The sequence below is a fragment of the Spongiivirga sp. MCCC 1A20706 genome, assembly GCF_046524175.1.
GTDB lineage: Bacteria > Bacteroidota > Bacteroidia > Flavobacteriales > Flavobacteriaceae > Spongiivirga.
In genome coordinates this window covers 351653-368796 of sequence record NZ_JBEFZF010000001.1, presented here as the reverse complement: position 1 = coordinate 368796, position 17144 = coordinate 351653, and the positions used below count along the sequence as shown (strand labels likewise).

At 32.8% G+C, this 17144-nt stretch carries 14 protein-coding genes; 1 reads left to right on the top strand and 13 read right to left on the bottom strand.

Translation table 11 applies throughout. The annotated features are described in order from the left end of the window. Nucleotides 1-392: 392 nt before the first annotated feature. Nucleotides 393-2282 (top strand): right-handed parallel beta-helix repeat-containing protein, encoded by a 1890-nt coding sequence (locus ABN763_RS01710; protein WP_410483677.1) that lies wholly within the window; start codon nucleotides 393-395, stop codon nucleotides 2280-2282. Nucleotides 2283-2342: 60 nt separating this feature from the next. On the opposite strand, the gene ABN763_RS01705 is transcribed toward ABN763_RS01710, so the two are convergent. The 13 genes from ABN763_RS01705 to ABN763_RS01645 form a co-directional block, all read right to left on the bottom strand. Beyond that, nucleotides 2343-3461 (bottom strand): glycosyltransferase family 4 protein, encoded by a 1119-nt coding sequence (locus ABN763_RS01705; protein WP_410483676.1) that lies wholly within the window; start codon nucleotides 3459-3461, stop codon nucleotides 2343-2345. Nucleotides 3462-3489: 28 nt separating this feature from the next. Then, on the bottom strand, nucleotides 3490-4755 hold the full coding sequence (locus tag ABN763_RS01700; protein WP_410483675.1) for a GNAT family N-acetyltransferase: 1266 nt from the start codon (nucleotides 4753-4755) through the stop codon (nucleotides 3490-3492). Between the two features lie 6 nt (nucleotides 4756-4761). Next, a complete protein-coding gene (locus tag ABN763_RS01695) occupies nucleotides 4762-5823 on the bottom strand; it encodes a hypothetical protein (protein ID WP_410483674.1) in 1062 nt (353 codons plus the stop codon). A gap of 3 nt (nucleotides 5824-5826) precedes the next feature. Then, a complete protein-coding gene (locus tag ABN763_RS01690; RefSeq protein ID WP_410483673.1) occupies nucleotides 5827-6438 on the bottom strand; it encodes a sugar transferase in 612 nt (203 codons plus the stop codon). Between the two features lie 4 nt (nucleotides 6439-6442). Further along, a complete protein-coding gene (locus ABN763_RS01685) occupies nucleotides 6443-7570 on the bottom strand; it encodes a glycosyltransferase family 4 protein (RefSeq protein WP_410483672.1) in 1128 nt (375 codons plus the stop codon). A 21-nt stretch (nucleotides 7571-7591) separates the two neighbouring features. After that, nucleotides 7592-8587, bottom strand: a complete 996-nt coding sequence (locus ABN763_RS01680; RefSeq protein ID WP_410483671.1) for a glycosyltransferase family 2 protein — start codon at nucleotides 8585-8587, stop codon at nucleotides 7592-7594. Between the two features lie 188 nt (nucleotides 8588-8775). Then, a complete protein-coding gene (locus ABN763_RS01675) occupies nucleotides 8776-9891 on the bottom strand; it encodes an EpsG family protein (RefSeq protein ID WP_410483670.1) in 1116 nt (371 codons plus the stop codon). A 60-nt stretch (nucleotides 9892-9951) separates the two neighbouring features. Further along, nucleotides 9952-11064 carry a glycosyltransferase family 4 protein gene (locus ABN763_RS01670; protein WP_410483669.1) on the bottom strand — a complete coding sequence of 371 codons (1113 nt, stop codon included), beginning with the start codon at nucleotides 11062-11064 and terminating at the stop codon, nucleotides 9952-9954. Further along, nucleotides 11061-12158, bottom strand: a complete 1098-nt coding sequence (locus ABN763_RS01665) for a glycosyltransferase family 4 protein (RefSeq protein ID WP_410483668.1) — start codon at nucleotides 12156-12158, stop codon at nucleotides 11061-11063. Before ABN763_RS01665 ends, ABN763_RS01670 begins: the two co-directional genes overlap by 4 nt. Before the next feature lie 8 nt (nucleotides 12159-12166). Further along, complete coding sequence (locus ABN763_RS01660) at nucleotides 12167-13168, bottom strand: polysaccharide pyruvyl transferase family protein (RefSeq protein WP_410483667.1); 1002 nt, start codon at nucleotides 13166-13168, stop codon at nucleotides 12167-12169. After that, a complete protein-coding gene (locus ABN763_RS01655) occupies nucleotides 13140-14417 on the bottom strand; it encodes a hypothetical protein (RefSeq protein ID WP_410483666.1) in 1278 nt (425 codons plus the stop codon). Before ABN763_RS01655 ends, ABN763_RS01660 begins: the two co-directional genes overlap by 29 nt. Next, nucleotides 14410-15942, bottom strand: a complete 1533-nt coding sequence (locus ABN763_RS01650; RefSeq protein ID WP_410483665.1) for a lipopolysaccharide biosynthesis protein — start codon at nucleotides 15940-15942, stop codon at nucleotides 14410-14412. The genes ABN763_RS01655 and ABN763_RS01650 overlap by 8 nt, the downstream gene beginning before the upstream one ends. Before the next feature lie 129 nt (nucleotides 15943-16071). Further along, the gene (locus tag ABN763_RS01645; RefSeq protein ID WP_410483664.1) at nucleotides 16072-17106 is read right to left on the bottom strand and encodes a GDP-mannose 4,6-dehydratase; all 1035 of its coding nucleotides are present in this window, start codon (nucleotides 17104-17106) and stop codon (nucleotides 16072-16074) included. Nucleotides 17107-17144: the final 38 nt, after the last annotated feature.

Sequence of the window (17144 nt, the reverse complement as noted above, 5' to 3'; positions counted from 1 at the left end):
TTAAGATTTGAAGCGAACTTACTATAACATTTTATAATAAAGCAAATCAATCTTTGTATAAGCTATAATCATCGTTCAAAATTACACTGAAAAAGATGTTAAAGTGTATTTTCAGAAATACCGAAATCCAAAAGTAAGATTAAGACGTATCTTAAGCAGGATAAAAGGTAAAATTATTCGTTAAAAAACTGATCGCTAAAAAAATAAACTTAATTGATTGATAGTTAATGATATGTATTATTTTTGAAAGTACAGAAATTACGGGCATACCTTTTATAAAAAAGTAATGTAAAAAGGAGTAATGTTAAAAATTTATGCATTTAATCGATAAAATTGTGTTTTAATCGTTAAAATGTTATTTTTGAATTCTCAAATAACCAAAAAATCTAATTATGCTCAACAGATTCCAAGTATTAATGTATGTTTTTCTTCTGGTTTTTAGCGTATTTGTAAGCTCATGTAGTACCGAAGAAGATTTGGATTTTATTATTCGGCAAGCCGAAGAAGAAATGGCTGATGAAGGCACGGAAGAGGAAACACCGGAAGAAGAAGGAAATGAAGAAGAACCGCCTTCTGATGAAGAACCACCTTCTGACGAGCCTCCGGTCGATGAAAATGGCGCACTTCCTATTAACGAAACACCATGCGACTTTAGCGCAACCTCTTTTGAGTCGGGAATGGTATATGATATAGCATGTACACTTGATCTAGGCGGTCAGAACGTTACATTACCAGACAATATTACCTTAAACTATAACGGTGGTCAAATAATTAATGGAACACTTAATTTTTCAGGGAACGGAAAAATTGATGGCAAGCTCTTAAACGCGAACTTAGAAGTTAGCGGATCAGTGAAATTGACAAGCGATGTGTTTGATTTCTATCCAGAGCGATGGAACTTAATTCAGGGGCAAGTTACAGATGAGGTAGCGGAAGAAAACAAATGGATATTGCGTAACCTTTTTCAAAGAGTACGAGATTTGACTCCATCTCCTGCCCCATCCAGAACTACTTTTAGAATAGACGCTTTAGATGCATACTTTAAAGTAAGTAAAGATCAAAACTTTCTCCCAAAATCTCGCAGAGGTGATATTTTTATCCCTTCTAACTTTAATCTAGAAATGACGGATAACACTCATTTGAGAGTTCAACCGAATGGCTTTACTAGTTTCTTTTTGCTTTCTGTTCTTGATGATTCCAACGTGCTTATCAAAGGTGGTAATTTACATGGAGATCGAGATCAACACACTTATGAAGGATTCGGAGGCCCATCTGGTCACGGAGACAGTGCTTTGATTAGTTTAAACGCAGCAGTTGCAACTACGGTTGACGGTGTTAACATGTATGATTCTACTGCTGATGGGGTTTTAGTAGCAAGTTTAGGATTTACTTTTAATCCAGACTACAAACCTTCAAATGACATCACAATAGAAAATTGTTTGATCGATAAAAGTAGAAGAAATAACATATCAATAGTGAATGGGTTTGATATTAGAGTTTTTAATAATCAAATCTTGAATGCGGGTATTGATACCGATAGATCTATAGGATCAGCACCTAGATTAGGAATCGATATTGAAGCCTACAGAGAAAGAGATGATAATGGGAATATTATTTTATACGAACAAGCGCGTGATATCTTAATAGAAGGCAACACGGAACGAGGAAGTGTAACAGGAGGATTCTTAGTTGCCATTGGTGACGAAGTCACTATAAGAAATAATGACATGGAAAACCTCATTGGATATGCTATCGCTACTAAAGTAGTCATTGACAATAATACTATAACCGGTACTTCTGAAAAACACCGTACAGGATATGCACTTGGAGGTGGCTCTCCCGGAGCAGTAACCGCTGGAGATAATACAATTACCAACAATACAGTTCGTGGCTATGGTACGGGTATTACCATGTATAACAAAGACCAAAGAGTAAGCGGTAATCGTTTAATTGACTTAAATGTTGGTATTTTTATTCCAGATGAATTGTTTAATACGGTGATTTCTGATAACATTATTCAAAGTTCAGTTGAAGGAAGTGTTGGAATATCTTCTCATATAGCCGTAATAAATGGAGTTGATATTATAAAGGAAAATAGCCCCAATGGAAATGAAATTTCTGTAAAAAGCTATCCTGTTTCTTTTATTAATGTTAATCTAGAAACTGGCCAAGAGAGCTATTTGGTTAATGTGAACGGAAATACGTTCAACAGTCCAAGAGAGCCGCTGGTGTCAAATTCGAATGGAATAAACATTGGTAATAATACTCAGAATACTAATTAGCACTAGGAATAGTTAGCAGACATGATTTAAATCTAATATCCTTTTTGTTAAAAAAGGATATTAGATTTTTACTTTTTTATATACCTCAAGCGTACCTTTAGTCATTTCTTCAATAGTAAATCTATTAAGAGCTTTCTCTTTGCCAGCTTTAGCCACATTTACTCTTAACTTATTATTATGTATTACGTTGTTAAGAATCGTCGTTAGCTCTTGACTATTTTCATTTTCAAAGATAAAGCCGTCTTTACCATCGTCTATTTGGTCGTAAGCACCTTGTACATTACTTCTAATTACACAACATTCACTCATCATTGCCTCAATTACCACTAATGGAAATCCTTCTAGTCTTGAGGGAAGTACGAAAACATCATAAATTTGATAGAAAGGCTTCGGATTTTGATATTCAAACAAAGTAACCATTTCTGCAGTTTTAGTTTGATCTATCAAATTTTCTAACCAAGGCCTGTTATCTTGATGTTTCGAAGATCCTAAAAAAATTAAATGTATTTTGCTTTTCGCATCTTCATTTAGCTTTGATACAGCTTCCAGCAATACATCATGACCTTTTCTTTTTTCTATACTTCCTACAAATCCTATAATAATTTTATCTAACGGAATGTTATTCTTTTTCTTAAAATCATCCTTTGCTTTTACATCCATAGCAGCTGAATACTCCTTGGAAACTCCGTGATTGACTATTGTTATATTCTTTGGATTGTAATCAAATAACTTAATTGCATATTCTTTTGTTTCCTTGCTAATCGCTATTAAATGAGACGCTTTTTTATATCGGAATGATTTAACAAAGTCATTTACATGAAAAGTAGAAGTGAATTTCTTACCCAATAGCCAAGGCAAGAAAGACATATATGGTGATTGAGAATGTATTACATCTGGTTTTAAAGCGATTATTAAATACAATATCTTGATAACAGAGGTAAATGATAAAAAGATACGCTTGACCTTACCTCCATGAGGAATTGTAAATTTTTTAACGACCACTCCTGCGTCTAAAAATTCTTGCAATAGGCCATCGAGTCGTAGATTGTTTTTTTCTACCTGTCCGCCTGTTATTACATAAACTTCGTGACCATCTTTTATCATCCCTTGCGCAAGGTCAAGGGTGTTTGTAGTCATTCCCGTTTGGTCAATTCTACTAAGTAAAGTCACAATTTTCATTAAAAATCAAATAATTAAATGTTAACACTCAACATAATGTTATCGAATTTGCATTTTTCTCTCCTAAAACTAAATAAGTACCTTTTTTAGTCACTGATTCGAATAGCTTTGTCTTCAAATATCTTTCTGAATATTGATATAAGAAACTATAAAAAAGCCTTTTCAACTCTGGGTTAAGATTATTATCATTTACATTTAGTTCCCGTAATTGATTATAATCCTTTATTTGCTTTATATCAAGACGCTCTACAACATAGTTATTTAGGCCTTTTTTCTGTCCACTGTTATTAAAGAAAAATGTAATACGATGAAACAAAGTATGCAGGTTTTTCTCTCTTAAATATTGTTTCGTTTTTAACAAAATTGACAAAACATTCGCTATAGAAGATGATATAACCGATTTACGGTATAGTATATGATATTCAAAATCATATATTAGGTTACCCCAGCGCTTTTTGTAATCGAAGTCGCCTTTCGAAAAATCAAAAATTCTAATTTCATTTTCTATATACCATTCAATATGTTTCATAATATCAATAAAACCAATATTGAATTTCTCATAATCCGTATCAAATACAGTTAAGGCACCGAAAGCAATCTCTTCAGAAATATAATTTAAAGAAATTGTTATCGGAGTATCTTCATTGAAAGTAACAAATAGGTTTGCTTTTTTCGAAAGAATTAATGGATAAACTACCTCTCTCAAATACTCCCATTTTTCAGTTGATAAATAGTGATTCGAAATCCGTTTTTGAGTATACCGTTTTTGTAATAATTTGTAAAAATGATGAAAAATTTCATCATATGTCTCTCTGGTAATATTGTCACCAAAAAACATTTGATACCTAATATTAAAACAAATTTCTAACTTCTCTTTATTTTTAAAAAAAAGGCGTCTACTTTTAGATTTGAAATTATCACTAATATAATCTGATAAACTATCGTACCCCTGCAAATCACATAAGTATCCCTTATATTGTCTAACTCTTTTAACCTTTAATGGACTATTTTTTCCAAACTCATCATTTAAATAGCCAGGGACATCATAAACATAAAAAACTCGATTTCTTAGCTCATTAATTTTGATATCAGTTAAACGGTATGATATTGCATTGGTCAAGTTTTTACCTACATTTATATAGAGTGGTAACCAACTACTTTTAACAAACGTTACATCTTTTATAGCCTCAAAACTTTTTGAAGGAAGGTTTTTATTGTAGTGCTTTACCCAAATGTCAGTAAACTCAAGTGAGGTAAAAGGGTTATTTCTTAAAATGATATTCTGTTTAGGCATTGTGGGTTATTTGATACCTGTAGGTTGGTCTTTCAACCAATTCTTAATAACATTAATTATATATTCCATATCTCCTAAATTATACCTAAAATCAACATGAATATTCAAAAAAAACTGCCATTCATAATCAACTTGATTATCAGGCCATAAAACTGAAGGGTAAATACCATGACTAATTAAATAGCTTCTCAACGAATTGAATACTATTTCCGATTCGAAAATCAAATCAAAACCAAAAGCTACAAAGCCATCGCGTTTTACTATTTTAAAGTATGAATTATCTTTTAACTCTTCATACAAGAATTTCAAGTTTTTGTTTTTTAGATCTTTAATATTTAGTCGTATAAGACTATTTATAAACGCCCTATCCTCCTCTCTGATCCATGAAAAAGTTTTATTTTGGTTGAGTTTGTTTTCTACTTCATAAAACAATGATAAATACTCATCAGAAACAACGGACTCTTCATTTATATAATTAGTTTTAAGTTTCATTGCCACTAACATTTCATCCCAGATATCGTGGCATTTTTGGTCATAAGAAGAATCATCAATTTCTACCGACAAATGAGCACTTGGCTTCCATGCGATGCCTCCAAGCGGAATAGGCAACGATTTTCTCAAAGAAACAAAACAGTAGTCCGCCTTACTATTACAACAAGCATCGCTAAGCCAACCATGGGAGTGATCCTCAATTATTATTGGTTTATCGTTATTTGAATAATCGGGCATGCTACTGAGTCCCCAATAGTTATTAAGTAACACAACATCCTCGGGTGCTGCAAAATCTGATATCGATATATGCTTATCGAACTCAAATGGGTGTATTTCGTAAGTTTTTATATTCGCATAAAACTGCTTAATCCAATGCAAAGTGTGTTGACAATAATAATTTGGGAACCATATTTCACCAATTTCTTTTTTTCCGGTTATTTCATTAAGAGTAAATAGCAATGCGTGCCTCCCAGTGTAAAAAATCTCATAAGTGAATGGAATGCTTATCGAATCTGTAAAACTCGATCCATCGCTTACATAATTAAAATAAGAACCTATCCCTTCTTTTCTTACCATGTTTTATTCATCGTCCCCACCAGAAAATGTGGTCATATTTAAACTCTCAGAATTATTTACGCCTTCTTTTTTCAACACTTTTTTAAATGTCAGGAAAAGTATTTTTAAGTCTAGCAAGAAGGACTGATTGTCAACGTACCAGACATCATATTCAAATTTTTTAACCCACTTAATAGTATTTCGCCCATTAACTTGAGCCCAACCGCTTATCCCTGGTTTCACCTCGTGTCTTCGTTGTTGATCTTTACTATACAAGGGAAGGTATTGCTCTAAGAGAGGACGAGGCCCCACTAAACTCATATCGCCTTTCAATACATTTAACAATTGTAAAATCTCATCTAAGGAGTACTTTCTAATAAAAGCTCCAACCTTGGTGACCCGTTGATCAAAAGGTAAAAAATCTCCGTTTTCGTCCTTTTTATCATTCATTGTTTTGAATTTAATCAAATTAAATATCCGAGCATTTTTACCCGGTCTTGGATGGACAAAAAACGGAGCTCCTTTATTCGCGAAAAATAAAAAAATGATAGTGAGCAAAATTATTGGAGATAGCAGAATCAAACCTATTAGCGCTGCAAAAAAGTCACAAATTCTTTTAAATATTAAGTAGATCATTTTACTAAACACGTTCTTTATAAAAATTAACCCATTCCTTAATCAACCTTTCGACAGAAAAGTTCTCTTCTATGTATTTGCGCCCATTTGAGCCCAAAAACTTTCTTAAAGCTTCATCCTCCGAAAGCTTGTTCATTTGAGCATATAAGCTTTCCATATCCCCTACTTTATGACGCAGACCTGTTTCATTATCTACTATGGTGTCTAAAAGTCCATATGCATCACTGCATACAACTGGGATTTCACATGCTGAAGCTTCGATAGCACTCATGCCAAAACCTTCTCTATGACTTGGCAGACAAAAAACATCACTTGCCTGATAATATTGTTCGGGTTGTGGGGTACTTCCTGCGAAATAATATTTCTCTTTATCAATTATCTCACTTATTTTCTCCATCATATTACCTTCATCAACACCTACTAAAAGTAAAAATACCTTACTATGTACTCTACTTAATTTACTAAAGGCTCTAGCAAGCTCAACTATTCCTTTGTCAGCATTCAGTCTACCTAAAAAAAGGTATACAACAATATCATCTTTTATTTTGATATCCTCTCTTATCTTTAATCTAGTATCATTGTTAGGAGAAAATTGATTTAAATCTATCCCACTAATTGATCCTGATCCTAAGACCGTAGCTTGTCCCTCAGTCAACACATTCTCTGAGATTAAAAATTCCCTCTGAGACCTTCCATCTACTAAAATATGCGAAGAAAATCTAACAATTATTTTATCAAGTGCTTTTAGTAATCTCCTGAAAAGACCCGTTTTAGTAGCCCAAACTTGACCTGTAAAAATGTGAAAACGATTGGGTATCTTGGCTAATTTTCCAGAAATGGCCGTAATAAGGCCTGCTTTTGGGGTAATCGAGTGTATAGAATCAAATCCCATAGCCTTAAAATATTTATAAAGCTGAAATACACTAACCAAATCTTTCACTGGATTGATATTCCGACTTAGCGGAATATGTTTAACAGTATCAAATTTTTGATGCTTTAAAATATGCTTATTCTCATCATTGATATTGGCAACCAAATGAACTTCATAATCCTTCGAAAATTCCTTTAATTGATGCACTAGGAACATCATGGTATAAGGAGAAGAGACAATAAAACAAATTTTTTTTTTCATTTAAGTTCAATTTTAAGCATATCAACTTGCAAACAATGACTTTAGCGGTTGCGTAAATTTGAACAACCAAAAGTTTTTGAGCATTATCTTTCTAAATAAATCTTTGGATCGTTCTTCTAGTGAGCTAGAAACACAAAATCCTCCTTCTTTTTCCAACTGTTCTTTGATCTGCTTAAATTTTTTATACGGCCTACTATTTTTAAATAATTGATAAAACAAAGTGACATTCAAAAAACTCAATCTTGTTCCAAAATAATTATCTAAATCTTTATTGGTAATATCTGTAGCATAGTCAAATTTTAGTTGTTTAGTTATCATTATTATCTTGACTAAATCGCTAAGCATTTTTTCTTTTTTCGCCAAACTGGTATTTCTTGTAATAGAATCAGGGGATTGCAAGTAATGTGCAACTATATTATTTATAGCCATTACCCGTTTAGCAGCAAGAAAAACTCTGGTGTTAAATTCAAAATCTTCTAGATATAATTGTTCAAGAAATAATAATTTGTTTTCAACCAACAATTCACGCTTGTATAACTTATTACATGCAGAGTTCATGTACTTTAATGTGTTATAGTAAGCAACCCCATCATATATTTTTCCTTCCGTAGTCTTCTCAGCCCGGTATACTACATCACCATTACTTGTTATTCCTTCAGCGCCAAACTCCAAAATATCAAGTTCATCGTTTTGAGCAATCTTTGTAATGTTATGTAAAGTATTTGGTAATAAATAATCATCAGAATCTAAGAAAAGAAGATATTTTCCCTCGGCATTCAAAATACCCGTATTTCGCGCGCCACCAAGTCCCTTATTTTTTTGTGAAATAATATTAATGTTAGCGTGATCTATCGCAATATTCTTTGCTATCTCTAAACTATTATCTGGAGACTCATCATCAACAATAATAACTTCAAATTGATCATATTCAAGATCTTGATCATAAACAGAGCTAATGCATTTCGAAATGTATTTTTCTACGTTGTAGATAGGAATTATTATTGAAATTAGTTTCATTACCTAAAAAGATTATAAAAATTCACAACGAAAGGAAAAGTTAAAAATCTAATCACCAAATAATTTAATATTATTATCTAGCCAAATGTAGTCTTGTCAGAAGCACCTTTTAAACTATACTCGATTTAAACTAAAAAAAGCGGTTAAAGAGGTGATCATAGTACAAGAACACTTTATATGAACTACTATTAAGTTTGAGGTATCTTTTTGAAAAGACTATAATAAACAAACATAAGAAAGGTAAATATAAAGTAGTATAACACTGTTTTTCCTACTTGCCAATGTGTATTATAAAAGAATCGCTTCTTTAAAAAAGGATATATAATTACCAAAGCCATCATAAACCAGGACAAATAGGCAAATCTATTCGAAAAATTAGCTCTAATTATTAAAATCCAAAAAGCATTTGCAGTTAAATAGATATTAAAAATTCGATAGTAAAGGGTGTCATTAAACTTTTTCTTAAAAATAAAATACCATCCGGTAAATACTGCGGATGCACTATATAATACAAAATCATACCTAAATCCCGTATTGGTAATTAGTTCATCTTTGTCTCCGGTTAAATATCCGCTTAATCTATCATCTGCAAAACCCATACTTGCAAATAAGTTTTCCCAAAAACCACCCATTGTAATCGATAGTGGTATCGCTAACAACCAGACGTACAAATATGTTTTAGGTTTGTTGTAAAAAATGGTGAAAACATATGCAAAAATTGGAAGAAGCATTGTTTTATGGAATAGCGCCGACAAAACAAACCAAAATATCATTAAACTACGTCTATCATGATAGGAAATAGCTAATAAGAAAAATGAAGTGGCCATTCCATTCCTAATTCCGTTGGTACCATACGTCCAAAACTGAAACGAAAAAACGAACATAACAAAAGCATAAAACCAATATTGCTTAAAAAAACGCTTTGAGACAATAAATAAGGGTACTATGTACAGTATATCACATAAAAGAAAGAAAAAGTTAGTGGATAAAAACTGAGAGCAGAATTTCATGAACTGTTGAAAAAAAACATCTGTTTCTAAAATAATTTCACCGCCTCTAGCATAGCCCTCATACAGCCTGGCATATGTATCCATATCAGTAAAATATCTACCGCTTACCGGTCTCAGACCCATGTATACCGTTAACACAACCAAAAGCACATATCCGGTTGTATTAATATACTTTAAGTTTTTCTGATCGTTAATGGACAGAATACGAGCGTGCAGTAATGTCAGTAAGATCAGAAATACACCTGAGTACAGGTATACCTCATAGTAATATTCTAATGGTATAAACTCTATCATTAAGATATGCTATAAAAATATTTACTGATCAATTTAGTACATTATCAAATATTGCTAAACCTACTCTTGAAATAATGTTAACCATTGTTTCATGACATGCTGTGGAAGTAACCTTTTTATATTTGTTCTTGCTTTCTTTCCCATCTTTTTCCTCAAGTCTTTATTATCGATTATTCCAATTATTACACCCGCCATCTCATCAACATCCCCATCCGTTACTAATATACCGTCTTCATTATTGGATATAATATTTCTAGGCCCATTAGGACAATCAAAAGAAACAACTGGTAAACCCACAGCAAGTGACTCTAAAAGTACCATTGGAAAACATTCAGTTAAGGAAGTCATTATGTACAATGATGAATTTACCATCTCCTCCTCTAAATTTGAAGTTGAACCACAAAGTGTTATTTTATTTTCTAATTGGTTTCCATTAATTAGTTGTTGGAGCTTACTAATATAACTTTGTTCCCCATGACCATATATATCTAACTTCCAATCAGGGTATTTCTTATTAACTGTGACCCAAGATTCAATTAGCCTTTCAAAACCCTTAACGGGTGCAATTCTACCAGCGCTAATAGCTCTTTCTGTTGTTAACGAAGAAAAGCGATCCGGAAAATTGCTTAGAGCATTTGGAATGACAACGGTATTATTTGATGAATAGTACGGGATTTCATCAATTGTTAACAATACAAGATGATCATATTTACGCTCAACATAATCATTTAATCGATAATATATTTTTTTAATTAATGATCTGTTATTTAGGCGGTCTAAATGATCAAAATATCTAGAAGAATGAAATTCCTTTATCTTTTTTGACCTTTTGTGCAAAAAGGGAATAAAGTAAAAATCAAATGCGAAATTACATACAACCACCACATCTGGGTCAATCTCTTTCAGCTTTCTCTTTAACCTAAAAAAGTGTTTGGGTAATTTAAAAAAGTTAACAGGGTCTAGGTATCTTCGTTTTCTATCATATTTTATATCTAAGTCATGAAACAGCACTTTATTATCAACCTCATAGCACGGTGGTTTACCATTTTGCTCGGTGGTTATAATATGTGTCTCAAAGCCATATTCATTTACCCAAAAATTTAATTTATTAGCAAGTACTCTTTCAATACCTCCATGTAAATAAATTTGATCCGTATAATAGACTATTTTCATTCTTTTTCAATGAGGCTTTTGAATAAATAATCCCACTCAGGCAAAATCACTTCAGGCAGATATCGATTAATATTATCTCTTGCTTTTTCTCCCATCTGAGTGCGTAGGTTTTCATCATTCATAAGTAGTTTAAGGTATCTAGTAAATGCCTCCAAATTTCCGTTTTCAACCAAAAAACCATCTTCGGAATGTGTAATAATATCCTTTGGTCCGCTGGGGCACTCAAATGAAACGCAAGGCACCCCGTTTGCCATCGCCTCTATTAAAACCATACCAAAGCCTTCTGACCGTGATGGTAAAACAAATACTGAAGACTTATTATACTTTTCCTGAATATCTTTTACGGGTTTATGAAAACTAACAGTTTCTTGTAGACCAAGCGCAATAGCTTGTTTCACGTACTTTTTATCAGCATCTATTTTCCCATAGATATCTAGTTTCCAATCCGGAAATTCTTTTACAACTTCAAGCCAGATGGTTAAGAGTCTATCAAAACCTTTTTGAAAATTATGAGATCCTACTGCTATGACCTTTTTAGCGGACAAAGTTGCCTTTTTAGTAGGAAAAAAAGAAAGCGGATTTGCAATGACTTTTAGGTTCTTAAGATTCCATTCTTTCAGATTTTCATTTGTTAATACCACTAAAGAATCATAGTTCTTTCCACCAAAATTCATTAACCAATTATAAAAAGCATATTGAATTTTCTTTACCCAACTACTGTTATCACTATTTATAAAAATATTCTTAGAAGCATGCCTTTCATATATCATTGGACATGGTTTCCTTAAAAAATAGGGCACAAAGAATCCTTTTAATCCATCATCACAAACAGATATAATATCTGGTTTTATACTTTTCACCTTATTTCGAAGCCCTTTCAAATAACCCCAAAAAGACCCCTTTGTATTAACGTCATGAAAAATTAGTTGATCGCTAAACTGATAAAACAACGCTTCATTCTGCTGATCTAGCGTTATAATATGAATTTCATAGTCATAATTCTCAGCTAACATACCTGCTTTGATGGAAAGCACTCGCTCTAGTCCACCAGAACCACTAACCCTATTTGTTATGTATAGAAGCTTTGTTGGCACTTATCTGTTTATTTTATAAACGCCTTACATTTTTCCTTTAAAGGGTCTGCAAGTGTGTGATGAAGACCTAAATTGGCCACCTTAGTATTAACTCCAATTTTACCGTTTAAATCAAAGTTAGCTTTAAATTCACCCGTTTTCGGATTTACATCAACCCTATTAAATAACTCTAGTATTCCATCAAAACGACAACTATCAACAAAACTATCAAAGCCATTAATGAAAATAACCGGAGTTCCTAAAGCGAGACATGGTAAAGCGCAGTGAATCCTCGAAGTAATAACTAACTTGGCTCTCGCATATTTATTCAAGACCTCTTCGGCCATTGCAAATTTTTCTTCATCAGAATAGGTGTTTGATGGTGGTTCTTGATTAACAAACTTTCCTTTTTCTAAAAGCTCCTCATCCATGAAATTTTTGAAGTGTTTAAACTTTTTATTCAATTGAAAAGCTTTTCCATTCATGATACTCCGTATAGTCGCCTTAAAATCGTAAAACACTTTTTCTTTACGAGGATAGTTATAAAGAGGATCTACAATATAAACATCATCTCCTCTTTCAGAATCATCAACCTTGTACGAGTCCAATGTTAATGTTAAACAGCCGGTAAAGTACGCATCGATTCCTTTTTCCTTTAAAATTTTCACTGTAAACTTATCTCTGCAACCAATAGGTTCATGAGCCTTTAGATATGCAATTCCTTTTTCAGAAAGCATATATGGTGCAGCCGTATTGTTCATGTGAAATGACACAAAAAGAGGGATAATGTCATCCGAAGGAGTCCAGTCTTTTAAATTATGGGTGAACCAACCGTTCATTATCAATTTTGTTTCTCCTTTATTGTAAGACCCCAGTTTTTCTCTATTAATTAAATGATCTACTTTGGGTAAAAATTGCTTTGCCGCTAAACTTTGGACGTTATCTCCTACGTTGAAGAATCTTGCATTTTCAGCATATGTTAACATACCGTATTTCATAGTATCAATATCTAATTTTTCTATATAACTCATATAAGCCCTTAAATCTATTTCGGATAATATATTTTAGCTTACCTGAGGATTCAACTTTTTTTGAGTTTTTATTGACGATTTCTTTTAATTCAAGCGCTACAAAGTCTTTGATCAAGATTTTTTCCTTTTCCTTATCAGATATTACAAAAAACGAATCAGAATTAGCTGCCTTTTCTTGTAAACATTTCCATTCGTATTCGATTCCTTTTGTCATCACAGCATTTTTACTGAAATTTCTAAAAATCATTTCGTATAAATTATCCGGAACCGTAAAGCCATATCTGGCTGGATCATCATTGGCTAATATGATTCCGAACATCGTTCTTTGACATTTAGCGCATTTATTGCAGTTTGCTCCATCTCTTAACTCGGAGTAACAGACTCTCAAAAAAATACTTTGATCATTTTTGTTGGAAAAATCAACAACATTTTGAATTTTGTCTGTTCTTCTAAGGTGATATCCATCATGAATTGTTTTCACATTAGACCAAACCATTTTCTCATCAATCTCCGGTGTTGAACCCCAACCAAAATCGACTTCATTCGTATTTGAGGAAGCAATAAGCATTTTATTCGCACCTAACATATAAGACAGTGGAGCTAAAACACTTAAGAGCGCCATGCCATGTTGCACTTTACCCCACCACCCAACATTCACTAAAAGATCAACTTTATAGGTGTAAAAATCTCGTAGATTGGATTGTATATATTGTAACCTATCATTTACTACAATAGGTTCAGCGCTATTAAAATTCATGAACTGTTCCCATCTAACGGTATCATTAATCTCTACATCGGCTCCATGAATTGAAGCTAGATAAGGAGCGTCGTCATAATTTCTAGTCAACGACTCAAAAGAATCAAGACCTCCGCTAAATAATAGAATCGACTCAGTCCCATCAATTTGATTATTTACTTTATGATTACAGTATAAGGTACTTTTTGACTCGTCGATATCATGATGCTTCATGAATTCTTTTTTCAACATTGACAATGCATTAAAAAAGGTTTCATCAATAGCGTCCACATAAACATCAAACCCAGCAAACCAAGCAATGGGCATTATGTTGGCAAGTAAAGGAATTACTATAATGCTTTCCGGTACTTGTTCGACAGATTTTTCATATTTAACATATAATCTATTCTCAAGGTCAAAATACTTTTTCAAGTTACTTGACACCTCATAATCATACGCCACTTTACAGTTGCCATCTGCCAACTTTATGGCTTTCAACTTAAAATCACCCATTTCTTCTTACAAAATTTAGTACAGGTTTAAAAGCAGTAATTACTAGTTGCTGCTCATATTTCCACATTCCTAATGAATAGATTACGGTAAAGAAGACAACAGAATAAATGACACATTTCGCAACAAAATTAATCCAACTATATCCAGGAATAAAGTTAATCAAATATGCAATTGCAAAGGAAATTAAGACTGCCAAAAGTGATTTATTGAAAAGCATTTTAAAAAAACGAGGAATATTGATTTTAATGACTTTATGATAATAAAAATTCATCACATTTTGCACAATTAACCAGCTTATTACCGTTCCCGTCATCATTCCAACTGCACCATAATCAATGGCAAAATAAGCGCCAAGTGCTGTGCCTAATATCATAAAACTCAAATAAAGTATCGCTTTAAAGCGAAGCTTACTTTGTGCTTCCAATATTGAATTTCCAAAACCCTGAACTAAGGGCAGCGTATACGCTACCATAATCATAAGTGCTATTAACCAAGATTGATAACTTCCATCCTCACCTAATTCTCCTCCAACCCACAAGGTTACAAACTGTCTTCCGAAAAATAGAAAACCTCCTAAAATATACATTAATACCAGAAAAGAGATCCGCCCTATTTTAATCATCATATCAGTCAATTCCTCTCCACTTGATTTGCTCACTGACATCTGAGTGGCTCTAGGCAGAAAAACACTGGAAACAGCAGTTGAGAATGCGCCGTAGTATGTACCTAGTGTAATCCCAATACCGTAAACCGCTAATACTCCAGCAACACTTATCTTACCCAAAACCCAATGACCTGCTTTCCATTGAAAAATACCAACCAAAGCAAAAAGGAAAACCCAAGTAGAATAAGAAAATATCTCAGTTACAAATCTTTTCGATAATTCGTGAATTTTGATTTTAACCTTTAGTTTTTTGAATACAAAAAACATGGTAATACCTATCAATAGCATATTGAAGATAGTGTCGACTATTACCAAACCTATTGCGTTACCGCCTAAAACCAATAACCCAACGACTGATAATGATCTCAAAACATACTTTATAATATTCAGTGTTTTTGGGAAGATGAAGGATTCATAACCATAACAAATACCTGTATAAGCCTGACCCGGTAATCCAATGGCAAGGTTGAATATCAGAATTATGAACATCGACTTAGCAGTCCGTAACTGATCAACACTCATTTTAGTAAAATAACCATCTATGTACTGATAAAAAATTAAACCCGAAGCAATTACAATGATCGAAATGAAAAGATAAATAAGCATAACTGTTGCCAAAAAATTCTCTTCGCCTTTTTTATCATTTTCAGCGCGATACTTAGCAACAAATCTCACGACAGTATTATTTAATCCAAAGTCAAATAACGAAATAGTACCGACTAGCGCACCAATGGTTATAAATATACCGTAATCATCCTTACCTAAATAACTTAAAATAAAAGGTGTCATCAATAAACCAATGACATTGGTTAAAAAGATTGTGGCATAATTTAATAATGCCCCTGTTTTAAGTTGATTCACCAGCTATTATTTGAAATGAAGCCCAAAAGTAAATAGTTCAATAACTATAAGTACCCATTTTATGACAAGCAGTATATAATACCGTTGAAATTCAGTTTGGATATAAAACAACAAACTTCTGAACGAGATCTAGTTGTAAGATTTATACCAATCTATGAATTCCTTAATTCCCTTGGTAATTGATGTTTTAGGAGTATATCCAAAATCTTCGGATAATGCATCCATCCTCGCCCAAGTTTGTCTTAGATCACCTGGTTGCCCCGCCATCATTGATATTTTAGCCTTCTTTTTCATGTTTTTTTCAATTTCATTTATAATCGCTAACAAATGAATACTCTTGTTATTACCAACGTTATAAAGCTGGTAAAAACGACCGGTATTTTGTCTTTTATTGGTGTCATCATGAATGACTCTTAAAACACTCTCAATAACATCATCAATATAAGTGAAATCTCTAGATGCTTTGCCAAAATCGAATACGTTAATGGGCTTATTTTGAGCAATGGCATCAGTGAATAAATATATAGCCATATCTGGTCTGCCCCAAGGGCCATATACTGTAAAAAAACGCAAACCAGTAGTATGCAGTTTATATAAATGGCTATAACTGTGAGCCATAAGTTCATTGCTTTTTTTGGTGGCGGCATACAAACTGATAGGGTGATCTGTTCGATCTTGTTCTGAGAAAGGAACTTTATCGTTTAAGCCATAAACACTTGAACTACTAGCGAAAACAAAGTGTCTAACATTAAAACTTTTACAACACTCAAGTACATTAAAAAATCCAACGAGATTAGTCTCTACAAAAGCTTTGGGTTTTTTTAAACTATGCGAAATACCAGCTTGGGCGGCAAGATTGCAAACAGTATCAAAATCAAAACGCTCAAATACTTTACGTAATTCCTCCTGATCTTGAATGTCAAGTTTAATAAATGTAAAGCTTTCATATATTTCACTATTCGTAAAAACACCATAGGCGTTAGCTTTTTCACTGAAAACACCAAGCTCTTTTAATCTATCAAACTTTAACGAAACCGAATAGTAATCATTAATATTATCAAGACCTACAACAGAATGACCAAGCTCTAAAAGTTTTTTACATAAGTGGAATCCGATAAAACCTGCCACGCCAGTAATTAGTAATCTTTTTGACCCTTTATTCATTGGGAAATTCAGTTTTTATTTTATTCATATCACAATTT